The sequence below is a fragment of the Yoonia tamlensis genome (assembly GCF_900115105.1).
GTDB classification, from domain to species: Bacteria; Pseudomonadota; Alphaproteobacteria; order Rhodobacterales; family Rhodobacteraceae; genus Yoonia; species Yoonia tamlensis.
The window spans coordinates 220,737-234,634 of record NZ_FOYP01000002.1; the positions used below are offsets into that span (position 1 = coordinate 220,737).

Here is a 13,898-nt window from a genome sequence, read left to right on the forward strand (position 1 = left end):
GCTAGAACCGCGCCCTGCGAAACAATCGTTCACCGGCCAGACCCGCAAGCAACAACCCCGTCCCCACAAATAGCGGATAACCGATGTCCAGAATGCGACTGTCATAATTGGGATAAAACCCGCAGCGAAACCATTCCACCAGATGAAGCACCGGATTCCAGGCAAGAAAATCTTGCGCCCGCTTCGGCAACTGGCTGGGGATATAGAAAATTCCCGAAATGAAAAACAGGGGCCGCGTCAGCACCCTTTCAATCTGAATCCACGTATCCCAAAGCGACGCAATAACCGCGTTGACAGTGCCATACCCGAGGCCAAGCAAGGCAGTCGCCAAAAACACATAGACCAGTTGTTCGGGTTGTGCGGGAAAATCCGCCATCCCGCATAAAATCAGCCCCGCATAAAACAGCAGCATAATCACAAGATAGGTTGCCGAAATGAGCAGGGCGCGCGCCAGAACCGTATCAACGTCCTTGATCACAGGGTAGGTCAGCAGCGCCCTGTTAGCATCAAACACGGTCATCAATTTGCCAGATATTTCGGTGAAAAACTGCAACGTCAAAATTCCGGTCGCGAAAAATAGCGCAAGGCTGGAACCGAACGGCGCATGCCGTCCGACCAGTGAAAACAAGATAACAAGAACCGCGACACTGGCGGTCGGAGTAATCACCGCCCATGCATAACCAAACGCTGACGTGCCGAATGTCGCGCGCGTTTCACGCAACACGAGGCTAAGGATTACCCGCATTTGCAAAGTTAACAGCGCGGAAAGGGTCATTTGCCTCATGACAGGTGGTCCCGCACTGAATAGGTCAGCAATGTACCGATCCCCCAAGCCGCAACAAAGATAAATCCGGCAAGAAAGATATTGCGATAACGGCGCGGGTATTCGGACTTTTCGGGAACGAGTGGCCGGATGTGGACAGCCAAATACCGCTGCTGTCGGTCCGCATCTCGGCGCGCCTGTTCAAGCGAGCTGAGCGCGGATGCATAAGATTGCTCTGCCAGTCTGCGTTCAACATCGAGCGTCTCGAATGCGGCCAGTTGTGCCGTCATTGCAGACCCACCCGTTCCTTCGCGCAAAGCACCACCAAGCTCATGACGGCGCGCGTCGATTTGTGCGGATAATGCCTCGGCCTGGCGGCGCAGCGCGACAAGGCTTGGCGCGGATTCATTCAAGGATTCGCGTTGCGCCGCGATCCGCGCATTAATGTCGATCAATCGCGATTCAAGCCCTGAAAGAAGCTCGATTTCAAGCGCTGCACTGGCAGAAGGATCAACCGAATGTTCGGAATTGCGGAAATTGCGGATCGCATCCAGCGCCGCACGCAATCGGGCCTCTTGTAGCGCAACCTCGTCTTGAGCAAAGCTTAACGCGTCCTGCCGCGCACTTGCCGAAAGCTCGTTCACCAGTTCTTGCGTCAACGTCAGAACAGTTTGACCGATCTGTTGCGCCTGCGCGGGCGAAAATGCCTGCACCTCGAATTCGATGATCCCTGATGTCGGGTCGGACTGCGTGTGAATTCTGCGGTTCCAATGGCGCAAGAAATCTTCGACAGGGGCATCCGGATCAAGGCGCGACAACGGGTCGATATCCGTGCTTGAAAACGCGGTGCGCAGCGACAAGCGGTCATTCACCGCCTCTAGCAAGCGCCTGCTTTTGAGAAAGTCGAGCACAACATAAGTGTCAGCCGTTGTTGAACCCGCGCTGGCAAGCCCCGTAAGCGCACCGATTCCATCCAGCCCACCGCCGGTTTCGATGCCGCGGATGGAAAACCCCGCGCGCGCCGCATAACGATCGGTGGCGACACCCAGAAAATAGGTCGCTGTTACGCAGACCGGCAAGACCACGCAAAACAGGAACGACATCCAAAGCCTGTTTCTGCGGCGGCGTTGGGGCTGCATCGTTTTTGTCTGCTTTACCTCAGACGTTGCGATTGGCACCACCTTGACAGCAGATGTTGCCTGCTCCGGTTTGGTCATTTCCCGCGACCCTTTCGTTGTGCGCCCAGCCGGATCAACCTGCGGCGCAACCGATGATAGGTCTGATTTGGTGAATCAAGGGTTAACATCTCTGAAAGAGTTATAAGTATTTGTTCTGGCTGAACAAAATACCCTGTCTTTGGATCAACATAACGCGGATAAGTGATGAGCGCCCCATAAACCAACCCATCCAGCGACAGGCGTGCCGTGCGGTGCGGCGCGGCGACAAGGTCTTTGGTCAGCCCCCAGCCCGCATAAAACGGCAGCCCGTGGCAGGTAACCGGAACGCCACGCAATAGCGCCTCGAACCCCATAAGCGATGTCATCGTATGAAGCGCATCAATCTGGCCAAACAATTGATCCGGCGCAACATTCTGGCAAAGCGTTTCATCACAGTGATCTGCATACCGCCCCAAGTCGGTGCCAAAATCACGCAGCCCGGCAAGCACATCAGGGTGCGGCTTAAAGACGATATACGCGCGCGGATGCATTGCGCGCACCCGCTTGAGCAACCCAAGATTTGTCCGGATCTCGGGTGATCCAAAGGCCAAAGACGCATCCGATTCAACCTGCCCGACCACCAGAATGACCTTTTGGGAAATCTGCGGCCGCGTCCAATGTCCCGCAACCAGATTGTATTTGCTCATCTTGCTTGCAACGATCATACGGCGCAATTTTTGCGCGCGCGCGCATTGTTCCGCGCTTAACGTCTGGGTGTTCAGTATCGTTTCAATATCCGACGGGCGTGTGGCGTCATAGTATATTCCTGTTTGGTCGATGACCAATGACATTGGTTGGGTCAGCTCTGCCCCAAGCCCGACAGACCGCAAAAACCCGTCTTCAACCCGCATCGTGTTGCCAGAAACGAGCCGGTTTCCCCAAACTGCGGTGCTTTCACCCGCGCGCACGGCTGTCGCAAACCGCAGTGCGCTGCCCGCAAAAAACGGCTTTAGAAAGCGGCGCTTCCAAGGTGAAAACCCGATACCAATAATCTTTGCGGGCAGCTGGCGCCGCATGTCACGTTGTAGCTTCACATGGGCAATCGCGCGTTCTGCGGTGCATTTTTTCCGTGCAACGGGATCAAAATAGCGCACATAGGTGACAAGAGCGGCATGCACGAGCTGCGCACATTCAACATTTTCGCGCCGATCCGGTCGGGGTTGCGCATCATTGGTGAGCCCCCAGCCTGCATAGAACGGCATCCCGAATGTGAAAACCGGCTTACCCCAAATCAGCGCCTCAAAACCCAATTGGGAGGTGACTGTATAAACCGCCTGCGCGCCGGCGATCAGCCCGACAGGGTGGCAATTTTCGGCAATCACATGCACGCGGTCGTATTGTTGTAATTGCGCGGGATCAAAATGGCTTTTGGCGGCATTCGTAAAGACATCCGGGTGCAGTTTAACCACTATATCAGTATCTGGGTGGGCCGCCCGCGCCGCAGCAAGCATCGCATCAAAGCTGGCCGCGGTCGCGCCCCCGCAGCTGATCGAAAGATCGCCGCGCACCTGATCCACAACCAGGATATAGTTTGCCGGCAGTGGCCCGTCGTATTCCGGCGCCGCGTTGTATTTTGAAACCCGCGCGTCGCGCCACAATTGTATCAACTTGTCGGTACGTTCGCGCTGGCACGCGGAAATTGGGGCCGTGATAAGCGTTTCAAGCCGCGACGGCGCGCCTGCGTCATAATGTACCCCCAGATCATCAAGCGCGGTGCTAAGCGGTGGATCGTGGCGACCAAGCGACCGCAAAAACCCGTCTTCAAGCAATAGAAACCCACAACCTTGGCGCGCGGCAAGGGCAACCGCGCGGCGGCCGGACCATTTTCGACCCCAGCCAATGACGCGGCGCGCAGGTGACGAAATCAGACGGCTGTGAAATTGCGGGCGGCGTCCCAAAATCGCCGCAACAATTTGGTCATCGCATAAATCCATGGATGTCGCGACATCACATTCCGGCGGCGTTCCGATGCGCCGCAACATCAATCGCAACCATTGCACCCCTTTGCGTAACCGCCACGCCATGCGCTCTATTTTCGACATCGCCATGGGTTCAATCCTTTTGGCAAACGGGCTGTCGCGCGGGCGGTGTCGGGTGATGCACTCCGGGGGCGCGATTTGTCATCTAATTTCCAAGGTTTTGCACCGAGGAAACGCCACCAAGCAGCGGCGAAACGAGGGTGGAGATAAATTTCTGGAATTCGCGCGCATCGGCGGTCGCCACATAGACAATATCCGTGTCGCGCAGCACAAATTGATCCGCGAGCAAAAAGGAATCCGCGCGCGCAAAGTCCAGCTTGTAGACTGTCGGCTGTTCGTCAGGGCGCATGGCGCGGCGGAAAACAAACACCGCATTGGGCGCGGCTTGCATGTCGTTTAGCCCGCCAACCTCTGCCAAAAGGTCCGAAAGGGTCGGTTTGGCGACATCAAGGCTGACGCGGCCACTTTGCGCAACTGCGCCAAATACCGCATAGCGGCGGGGTGCATGGGTGACCTGAACCGTATCGTTGGGCAGGATGACGATGTTGTTGCCGCCCTGCGCAGCCAGATGATCCATGCGCAATTTGCTGCGCTGCGCACCGCGCGCAACTGAAATTTCCACCTCCCAGTCGGGGTGGGACACACCGCCCATCTGCGCCAGAAGATCCAGCAAACGCATGCCCTGCGCGGGGATTTCAGCCCGTCCGGAATTGCGCACAGCGCCTAGAACGGCAACCGTACGCGTCGCAGTTTCAACGATCTGCACGCTAATTTCGGGATCAATCGCCTGCCCGTTATATTTGGCCAAAAGAACACCGCGCACCCGGTCTGTGGTCAACCCCGCAACATTGATGCCGCCGGCATAGGGCACAGTGATCGTACCGGCATTCGACACCGGAATTGTCAGGACTGTGTCGCGCTGTCCGCTTGTTGAAAACAAACCGTCCGATGCCGCCTCCCATATCCGGATTTCAAGCAGGTCAGACACGGAAATGGGTTCATCTTCTGTCAGAAACCGTTGCGCCCGAAAATGCGCGGTAAATGCGCCGCCGCCCTGCTGGACGGGCGGGACCGTTTGCGCCGATACTTCAACCAATGCAAAGGTGGTCATGTCATCGTCTTGCGCTGCGACAGTGACCGCCGCGTTGGTTATCTCTTGCGCTGACGGGCCAAAGGCGGGCAGGCCACCGCAGCCGGTCGCCGCAAGTAACGCGCAATATAACAAGGCCTTGCGCAGGATCATTACGCCGCGCCAGCCTGAAGAGATGCCGCCAATGGCGCTTGCGCGCGTTTGTGTTCCTGCTTTAGCTTTTGTGCGATCTCCTTTGCCGCAATCGCCCGACCTGCCGCGCAATAATAATCGCCGGGCAAAAGCGCGCGGTGCTTTACGGCATGGATGAATGTGGCAATGGTCCGGGCAGGTTTTGCGACCCGTTTATTCATGAATTCCCAGATATCAAGCGGATCATCCCCGACAGTAACCACCGCATCATGGCGATAGATCGCATCACCCATCACCAGCACCGGAATACTGTGGTGCAGCGCAGAAAACGCCGACGTCGAGTTGATCACAATCATGCCCGTGGCATGTTGGGTCACAGCGCCCATTGTGCCCGCACCAAGAACCCGCACCCGATCCGCAAGGCCAAGACCCCGCGCCGTTTCTTGGATGAGCCGCCGCGTTGCGCGCGCGCGCCGGTCCAATGGGTGCAGCTTAAAGACCAGCGATTGCGTGGTCTGCGTATGTTTGAACGCACCAAGCGTTTCGCGGATCAGTTTTTCATTGGACCAGCCGCGCGCGGCATAACGCAGTTGGCTATCGCTGGGGACTTGCAACACAACGAGCATGAATTTCTTGTGCAGCCGCCCCCGCAATTTGCGCAGCAAGCCACCCGAGACCAGCCGCGCGCATACCCGACGAAACGCATGCCCGACCCATGATGCGGCGAGGCGGATCACCCCTTCATAGTGACGGTGGAAAAGCGGTTTTTGCTGCGACGTCGCCCGAATATCGCGCAACAAGTAATAGATTACGGCCCAAAAACACATGTTCAGATAGCCGTGTTTGACAGTTGCGGGCGCAGCGGCCGCACCTGAATGTGCATTGTCGGGCGTCCAGTCGCACAAGGGCGATCCGTCATTGTTGCCGCCGATTTCGCAGGTCACATAGCCGGACCGCAAATACCCTTCTTCGAGGCAAATGACCTTGATCGCATACATCGCGGCGACCTGCCTTGCGATATAGTGCAGCGGGCGCATCGCGCCGAACATGACAATAAAATCCGGCGTGTCATGGCGCAATTCATCCCCCAACCAGCGCGCCCAATCATCAAGAGACCCTTCAAAGGCCAGTGTCTGGTCACGCGCGGCAAAATGGGCGTCACCTGCGTTAAATGTGACGTGTTTTGCTTGAAAGCCTTGCGCCCTTAGCGCCGTTTGCAATTCACTGAAAAACGGCCCGACTGGCCCTTGCAGCAGCAAAACCTTCGCAGCTTCGCCGGATTTGTCGCGATTGATATAGTGATACATTGGCTATCCCTTTGAATCGCAAAGCGGCACACGCAAGACGTGCATGATCAGATCTTCCTGAAAACCTATGACAATGTGGTGAAGTTTGCGTAAACGCACACAATACACCGCAATGGCACAAAGTTTTTAAGATTAGATCATATTCTTAGGAATATCGTTAAAATACGCTTAACAGATTTCCGATGAAGGAAAATCCGCCTGCGACCGCAGAACACAATCTAAAATTGTGTGCCGGTTTCGCCGCCTATGTGGGTATTAGTCGTCTTTTCCGCCAAGTTTCCATTTTCCAGCGTAGAACCGCAAATGAAACAGCGGGAATTTGACCAGTTCTTCGACCAGAAAAAGCGCGAAAATCCAAAGCACAGGCAATTCGAGATAAAGCACAAACAGCGCTGTCAAAGGGACTTTGCAAAACCACGATCCGACGATGAAAATATTCATCACATAGACCGTATCGCCGCCTGCCCGCAGCGTCTGCCCGCAGATTGCATTGGACCCTTTGGGAAACGGCAAAACCAACAGGATCGGCAAGAAACTATATAGCGCCGCGCGCGTTTCATCCTGAAGATCGGCATAGATTTGCCCCGACCACATGATCAGAACGAGATAGCTAAACGACACAACCCCAGCCGCAACAAAGGCCATCCGCCACGCGCGGCTCAGGAATTCGTCCAGCGCGGCGCTGGGCGTATCTTTGGCCAGCAATTGCGCAACGCTGATGCCAGTTGCTTGCGCCCAAGCGATCCCGAATGTACCCGCGACCTGCACCCACGGCGAAATCAGGGTCATCGCCGCAAAGTCGTTGATGCTCATCTTGGCGTAGATCATCGCACAAATATTGGTCGCCATGGTCATGCTGACAAATGTGCCCGCAATTGGCGCGGCAAATTTCAGATGCCGCTTGATCGACGCAAGCAGGGTGCCATGCAGCCAGCCTGCAACGTTACGGTAGGCCCTTGTCGCCTTGTAGAAACGGACACCCATAAACAAGGTACGCGCGATTGCTGCAATTACGGTGCCGACTGCCGCGCCGACAACACCCAATGCAGGAAACCCGTAAAGGCCGTAAATCAGGACATAGCTGACAGTGACATTCACGGGCAGGGCGATCAGATAGCTGTAAAACGGGGTTTTGGTATCGCCGCAGCCATTGAAATAGCTGCCCAGACATTGGCCGACGGCCTCTATCAGGACCACGCATAGAAAGACGTATAAATAGGCTTGGGCCTGGGTCGCAATTTCGGGTGTGTGGGCAAGGTTGCCAATGATCCGCGCACCAAACAACAGCACAAATCCCAGCCCGATCAAAGAGGTCGCAAGGTTGATAATAACACCCGCATAAAACCCCGTCTTAAGTGCTACAGGCCGCCCCGAACCAAAGGCCTGCGCCAGCCGGATTTGCGTTGCGCTCGAAAATGCAAAAAGAATGCCCAGCAGCATCCCGCCAAGCGACGCCGCCAAACCCATCGCAGCAAGCGCCTGTTCCCCCAAGCCCGACACCAGATAGGCGTCGATCACGATAATGCCGTGCAGCATCATCGCCTTGAGCGTCAGAGGCCACGCCATTTGAAAAATCGCGGCCGTCGTAGGGGTTTGGGATGCCGGTGCGGACATAGTTGATTATTCCAAGGCGCAAAAAGACCCGTAAAGGAAAACAGCCCCGCAAAGTGGGGGCTGTTTCGATCAGTTTAACCTGTTCTTACGAGAACAGCATACCGCCGTTGATGTCGACGTTGGCGCCAGTGATGAATGCCGCTTCGTCAGAGGCAAGGAAAACAGCCGCTTTGGCCACGTCCTCGGAACTGCCTTCGCGTTTCAGCGGGGTAACATTGGCGACATGGGTCCGGACTTCGGGTTTGGTGAACACGTTGTGGAAATCCGTGTCGATCATACCAGGGCAAAGCGAGTTAACGCGGATGTTTGGACCCAGTTCTTTGGCCAGACCGCGTGTCAGGGTCATTACCGCACCTTTGGACGCAGCATAGGCACCTGAACCGGGGCCACCGCCATCACGACCCGCTTGGGAAGCCATCGACACGATCGAAGATCCCGGGCCCATGTGCGGCAGACATTCACGCACAGCAAGCATGAATGATGTCGCATTCAGCGTCATCACCTTGTTCCAATGCTCGAGCGTCATATCAAGCATGGTCACGCGGCCGACGATACCGCCGGTTACATGCATCAGGTTGTCGATCTTGCCAAATTCCGCAACGGTTTTTGCGACCAGTGCTTTGACGTCGGCCTCTTGGGTCATGTCGCCTTGCATTGCGAATGCATTGCCGCCGGCAGCCTTGATCTCAGCCACTGCTGAATCCGCACCTTCAGAGCTAGAATGGTAGTTGATCGCAACATTTGCGCCTTGCGCCGCAAGTTCCAGCGCACATGCGCGCCCGATATCACGACCACCGCCTGTTACGATTGCTGTTTTGCCTTGAAGTTTCATTTTTCTCTCCAGTTTCAAATTATTAACGGCGTCCCTGCGCAACACAGAAACGCCGCAGTGAACCAATGCCGGCCGGCTTAAATGCCGGTGCTGGCAAGCTTTTTCATGACGACTTTGAACGCGTTTTCGTCCGCGTCGGTGAAATACAGATCGCAGTCATATCCCTGGTCATCCAGGAAATGGAAGATGCGTTTGGGGTCTTCTTTTGCGTAGGGCACAAGCAATGTCGCAACCCTGTGACGGCGCGATTTTGTGTAGTTCACGCTCAGGAACGACCCGATATGCTGGTCCTTGATTTCGGACATATCCACACCCGGATAGCCTGTGGTTTGCGTGATGGTCGGCGTTGTTCCTTCGGACCAGATCACCTGCCCGTAGAACCCTGCGCGTTCGCCCGTGTTGCGGAATGAATTCGCGCTTAGGTCAAACGGGTTGTTGGCATGCAGCCGCCATTCGATTTCAACCTCCTCCGAGGCATCAATGCTGTCAACGATGACAAAATAGCTGTCGCGCACGAAATAGACTTCGCGGGTGACATTGGTGACCTCTGGGGTGACCAGCTGATAGGCCGCCGTTGCGTCACCTTTGATATAAACGTGATCGTCACGTTCTTCTGCCGCCAGAATTTTACCGACAGATTGCATTTGCAGAGATTTGTCGCGGCCTGCATATTGGCCTTTGCCATTGATCAGGATCGCGTTCTTGGACACGGTTTGCTTGCGCCATTCTTGGTGCATAGAGCTGTTGAATGCGACGTAATAGCCCGATTGCACAGCCAGATCTTCGCCGTATGCGGCCAGACAAAACGCGTTCTGGTCGCCGTGGCTGTGGCTGATTGACCCGAATGGCGATGATTTCATCACAAACTGGATATGCTTGGCGGGGTCATCCATCCGGTGTTGGATCGCGGTCCAGCCAATGCCTTCAAAGAACTTCAGCTTGGCAATATCGGACGGCGGCACTGCATCAACAACGGGCCAGTCGGTCCGGTACAGCATTTCGTCAAAGTTAAGATCCCACCAGCCGTAATTATAGAACGCCATTTCGGTGCCCTGATCGTTACGTTTGATTTCGTCATAATACCATTGATAGGCCCCGTTGCCCGTGACCCCTGCAAACTGGCGCAGGTTATAGCCGATTTTCAGGCAAGGCAGATCGCCCATGGTGCTGTCATCGCCAAATGTCGCGCGGCGGGTGTCGGGCGCTTTGGTATAAAGCGGCATGTCGCCTGTGTGTTGGAAAAACGGGCGGTCATACAGGTTGATGCCCGAGAACAGTTTGAGCAGGTTCGCGGCTTCGGTCAGATAGGCCATGCCTGTCATCCAGTAATGCGGACCTTCGGCCCAGCCGCCGTCGGCATCGCCCCAAGGCGAATAGACGGTGAACAGGAATTCGATCGAATAATCCAACCATTCGCGGGCTTCGGGTTCTTCATCCAGCATCGCAATAGACGCAGGGATCAGCACCGCAGACACCGCGCGCACGGCGTGGCTGTCATAAGGGAACAGGTGGATATTGGCGTGTTTGATAATGTGATCCGCGATTTCACGGGTCCGGATCAAAAGCGCGGCGCGCACCGTGTCGCGTTCATCCGCAGTCATATCATTATAGAGCCAGTCATACCCCCAAGCCAAAGCATCAGTCACCCGAAACGCCCATTCGTCGGTATACCCGCGCGAGGTCACGCCCGCTGGGTCCCAGCTTGCCGCCTCGAGCAGCCATTCTTTGGCGCGGGCGATCATATCGGGGTTATCGGTGACATGACCACCAATCGCCAGATGACGGATCGCATAGATCAGTTCCTGGCAGTCGATATAGGTCTGGCGCCAGATCGGTGCCACGCGCTGATGATTTGGATAGCCTGCGGGCTCTTTCATCACGGGGCGGTCCATCCATGGCAGGACAGATTTTTCATAAAAGGTCGCCCAAGTGCAGTGATCTGCATCCTTGGCCACGGCTTTTTTGAATTCCTTTAGCGCGGCAGGGCTTTGCCACAGACGCGGGTGGGCCATATCGGCATTTGCATAGCGGTTCGCACGATTTGCAAGCGGCACCTGCGGCAGATCGGCAGCAATTTCAAAGCTGCGCGATGTGCTCCACTGGGTGGCGGGCGCATTTGTTGCGGCGTCCCATACGGCATAGGACCAGTAATATTTGCCTGGTTCAAAGACGACATCGGGGGTCAGAAAATTCACGGCGATATCTTTGAAGACTTGGGTCTTTGCCGCAGGGTATTCGGGGTCTTTGGACACGCGCACGACATAATGCGCCTCGTCGGCGACGACGGGCAGCCATGTAAACCGCGGCGGGTTTTCAACAACGCTTTGTCCGTCGGGTGCGTATTGAATGTTCAACCGTCCAGCACGTGGTTCGTCCAGATATGCTGCTTGGGTGGTGCGCGTAGCCATCGAAAATTGTCCTAATTCAGAATGATTTAGACTGCCCGCCCATCACAGGCGGACAGTCAGGGAGAAAACTTAGTTTCCGTACTGACGGTCGTATGCAGCTTGCATAACTTCGATCACGTCGTTGTAGCCCATGCGATCCAACTGGGCGACGTAGTCATCCCAGTCTGCTTCGATGTCGCCGGTCCCCAAGATCCAAGCCTGCTGGCGTTCCAGCATATAGGTTTGGATTTGTGTCCAGTTACGGTCATAAACGCGCTGTTCGTCTTCGTTGAACGCCACGCCCAGGAACTGGTCGATCAGCAGATCATTGGCATCATAAAGTTCGATACCTTCACGTGCTGCTTCTGCGGTCCACTGCCATTCATAGCGGTAGTCCTGCCAGTAGCCGCGCTGGATTTGCGCACCGACTTCATACATTTGCGTGTTCACGGCGATGCCGCCGTTCAGCACTTCATCTGTATAGACCGGCTGGCCGTCGATCATGTTCCAAGTGTCGCCTTCAACACCAAAGTTGGACAACAAACGGCCTTCTTCGGTGAAGAAGAAGTCAAAGTATTTGATTGTCTCGATGACGTTTTCGTTGGTGTGGCTGATCGCCCAACCGTCGGGTTTGAACGGAATGCGGCGGTGCTCTTCCATGCGCACGCCGCTGACAGATGCCGGCGGCAGGAACGGCACAAAGTTGAAGCCTTCGACAGTGCCTTCAAGTGACGCGTTATAGCCTGATGTAGACGCGAACCAATCGTGGGTCACACCACCAAGGTTTTCTGACAAAAGATAATCGCGCGAGCTGGAGCCACGTGTAAAGATCTCCGGATCGATCAGGCCTTCGGCATACCATTTTGCCAGATGTGCCATGCCGTCACGGTAACCTTCGGTCGCATAGGGGTGCTGCAACTGGCCGTCGACAACCATAAAGTCGTGGTATGTGTCAGAACCGCTTGAACGACCGTCCCAAAGGGTGACGTAGCGGATCAGTTCTTCCCACTGGCGCTGGAAGAGAGGGATCTCGTCTTTCAGGCCGTTGCCGTTTGGATCGTTATCGCGGAATGCGACCAGAACGTCATAGAATTCATCAACGTTTTGCGGCTGCTCGAGACCCAGCGCATCCAGCCAGTCCTGACGGATGAAATAGGCACGGCCGAATTTACCATCGGGCAGATACGGGATGTAGTACATGTTGCCGTCCCATGACGAAATCGCCTGGGCGATGTCAGGGTTTTCATCAAAGAATGCTTTGATGTGGGGGGCATGTTCTTCGATCAGATCGTTGAGCGGTACAAACGCACCTTCGGGGCCATATTGGTTAACCGCATCTTTGATCCGGTGGCCGCCGACGATATCGGGCAGATCACCTGTCGCCAACAGCAAGTTGATGGCTTCGTTGTGATCGGTTGTGTTTTTGCCGGATGTCGCGTCGATCAGGTGGATCCCTGTCATTTCACGCGCGGCCAGCTCAACAGGGTATTCCTCGTTATACCCTTGCGCACGTGGCCAGTGCATGTGGATCGTCAGCTCGAGCGGTTCATCCACAATCTGCAGATGCCCGTCAGCATGTGCCGCTGGCGCGATCGCCGTTGACATCAGGAAGGCCGAAGCCAGTTTCATTTTACGCATATTTACCTCCAATTATGCAATTAATGTAAGTCGTCGTCGGTATCCGGATCACTCTTTCACCCCTCCCAAAAGGATGCCTTTGTTGAAATACTTCTGAACGAACGGATAGATCAGAAGCACCGGAATGATGGAGCAGACAACAATCGCGGCCGTGACGGTATCAACCGAATAGGGCGCATCGATCAGTGTCGCTGCAAACTGTTCGTCATCAGAAAGTTCGGTGATGACGTGGCGCAGGTAGACCTGCAGCGGGATCTTGTTTTCGTCCTGCAAAAGAACCATCGCCCAAAAGAACCCGTTCCAGCGCGCCACGATGCAAAACAGTGTGACGGTCGCAATCGCGGGTTTGGACAGGGGCACATAGACTTTGCGCAGCACCTGAAAATCATTGGCGCCATCCATGCGGGCCGCTTCCTCGAACGAGCTTGGAATGCTCTCGAAAAAGTTCCGCAACAAGATGATGTTGAACGCGTTACACGCAAAGGCGATGATAATCCCGAAATAGCTGTCCAGCAGGTGCAGGTCGCGCATGTTCAGGAAGAACGGGATCAGACCGGCGTTAAACCACATGGTAAATGCAACCATCAGGTTCCAGAACCGACGCCCGTAAAGCTGCGGACGTGACAGCGCATAGGCGCCCGGAATGATGATGATCAGGCTCATCACCGTCCCGCCAATCGTGTAGATGAACGTATTGCGGTACGAAATCCAGAACTGCGGTTCCGACAGAACCTTGCCATAGGCAGCGACAGTCAAATCGACCGGCGTCAGCACCACGGTCCCGGCCTGCGCCGCAAACCCCGAACTTAGCGACATCGAAGCGATGTAGATGAACGGGTACAGCGTCGACAGTGCGAACAACCCGATCAGGATCATGTTGGCTATGACAAAGCCTTTGTCACCGCGCGAATAGAGATTCATGTTGGCCATTTTCTAATC

The 13,898-nt window shown here is 55.4% G+C and carries 10 protein-coding genes; all 10 read right to left on the reverse strand.

Annotated features, from left to right (window positions below; translation table 11 throughout):
• Position 1: 1 nt before the first annotated feature.
• A complete protein-coding gene (locus BM320_RS12960; protein WP_242651053.1) occupies positions 2-784 on the reverse strand; it encodes an ABC transporter permease in 783 nt (260 codons plus the stop codon).
• Positions 781-1,980: a KpsE/RkpR family capsule polysaccharide export protein gene (locus BM320_RS12965; RefSeq protein ID WP_090200971.1), complete on the reverse strand. Its 1,200-nt coding sequence runs from the start codon at positions 1,978-1,980 to the stop codon at positions 781-783. Before BM320_RS12965 ends, BM320_RS12960 begins: the two co-directional genes overlap by 4 nt.
• A complete protein-coding gene (locus BM320_RS12970) occupies positions 1,977-4,028 on the reverse strand; it encodes a capsule polysaccharide biogenesis protein (protein ID WP_090200973.1) in 2,052 nt (683 codons plus the stop codon). Before BM320_RS12970 ends, BM320_RS12965 begins: the two co-directional genes overlap by 4 nt.
• Positions 4,029-4,104: 76 nt before the next feature.
• Entirely contained in the window at positions 4,105-5,202 is a 1,098-nt protein-coding gene (locus BM320_RS12975; protein WP_090200975.1) for a polysaccharide biosynthesis/export family protein, read from the reverse strand.
• Complete coding sequence (locus tag BM320_RS12980; RefSeq protein ID WP_090200976.1) at positions 5,202-6,488, reverse strand: capsular polysaccharide export protein, LipB/KpsS family; 1,287 nt, start codon at positions 6,486-6,488, stop codon at positions 5,202-5,204. The genes BM320_RS12975 and BM320_RS12980 overlap by 1 nt, the downstream gene beginning before the upstream one ends.
• A gap of 255 nt (positions 6,489-6,743) precedes the next feature.
• Positions 6,744-8,102, reverse strand: a complete 1,359-nt coding sequence (locus BM320_RS12985) for an MATE family efflux transporter (RefSeq protein ID WP_090200978.1) — start codon at positions 8,100-8,102, stop codon at positions 6,744-6,746.
• An 85-nt stretch (positions 8,103-8,187) separates the two neighbouring features.
• On the reverse strand, positions 8,188-8,934 hold the full coding sequence (locus tag BM320_RS12990) for an SDR family NAD(P)-dependent oxidoreductase (protein ID WP_090200980.1): 747 nt from the start codon (positions 8,932-8,934) through the stop codon (positions 8,188-8,190).
• A 77-nt stretch (positions 8,935-9,011) separates the two neighbouring features.
• A complete protein-coding gene (locus tag BM320_RS12995; protein ID WP_090200981.1) occupies positions 9,012-11,342 on the reverse strand; it encodes a heparinase II/III domain-containing protein in 2,331 nt (776 codons plus the stop codon).
• Positions 11,343-11,411: 69 nt separating this feature from the next.
• A complete protein-coding gene (locus BM320_RS13000) occupies positions 11,412-12,959 on the reverse strand; it encodes a type 2 periplasmic-binding domain-containing protein (RefSeq protein ID WP_110580800.1) in 1,548 nt (515 codons plus the stop codon).
• 48 nt (positions 12,960-13,007) lie between these two features.
• Positions 13,008-13,889: a carbohydrate ABC transporter permease gene (locus tag BM320_RS13005; protein ID WP_090200983.1), complete on the reverse strand. Its 882-nt coding sequence runs from the start codon at positions 13,887-13,889 to the stop codon at positions 13,008-13,010.
• Positions 13,890-13,898: the final 9 nt, after the last annotated feature.

Bases quoted from the DNA above. Each gene is read 5' to 3' on its own strand.
- BM320_RS12960 (WP_242651053.1), bottom strand. From the start codon at position 784: ATGAGGCAAATGACCCTTTCCGCGCTGTTAACTTTGCAAATGCGGGTA.
- BM320_RS12965 (WP_090200971.1), bottom strand. From the start codon at position 1,980: ATGACCAAACCGGAGCAGGCAACATCTGCTGTCAAGGTGGTGCCAATC.
- BM320_RS12970 (WP_090200973.1), bottom strand. From the start codon at position 4,028: ATGGCGATGTCGAAAATAGAGCGCATGGCGTGGCGGTTACGCAAAGGG.
- BM320_RS12975 (WP_090200975.1), bottom strand. From the start codon at position 5,202: ATGATCCTGCGCAAGGCCTTGTTATATTGCGCGTTACTTGCGGCGACC.
- BM320_RS12980 (WP_090200976.1), bottom strand. From the start codon at position 6,488: ATGTATCACTATATCAATCGCGACAAATCCGGCGAAGCTGCGAAGGTT.
- BM320_RS12985 (WP_090200978.1), bottom strand. From the start codon at position 8,102: ATGTCCGCACCGGCATCCCAAACCCCTACGACGGCCGCGATTTTTCAA.
- BM320_RS12990 (WP_090200980.1), bottom strand. From the start codon at position 8,934: ATGAAACTTCAAGGCAAAACAGCAATCGTAACAGGCGGTGGTCGTGAT.
- BM320_RS12995 (WP_090200981.1), bottom strand. From the start codon at position 11,342: ATGGCTACGCGCACCACCCAAGCAGCATATCTGGACGAACCACGTGCT.
- BM320_RS13000 (WP_110580800.1), bottom strand. From the start codon at position 12,959: ATGCGTAAAATGAAACTGGCTTCGGCCTTCCTGATGTCAACGGCGATC.
- BM320_RS13005 (WP_090200983.1), bottom strand. From the start codon at position 13,889: ATGGCCAACATGAATCTCTATTCGCGCGGTGACAAAGGCTTTGTCATA.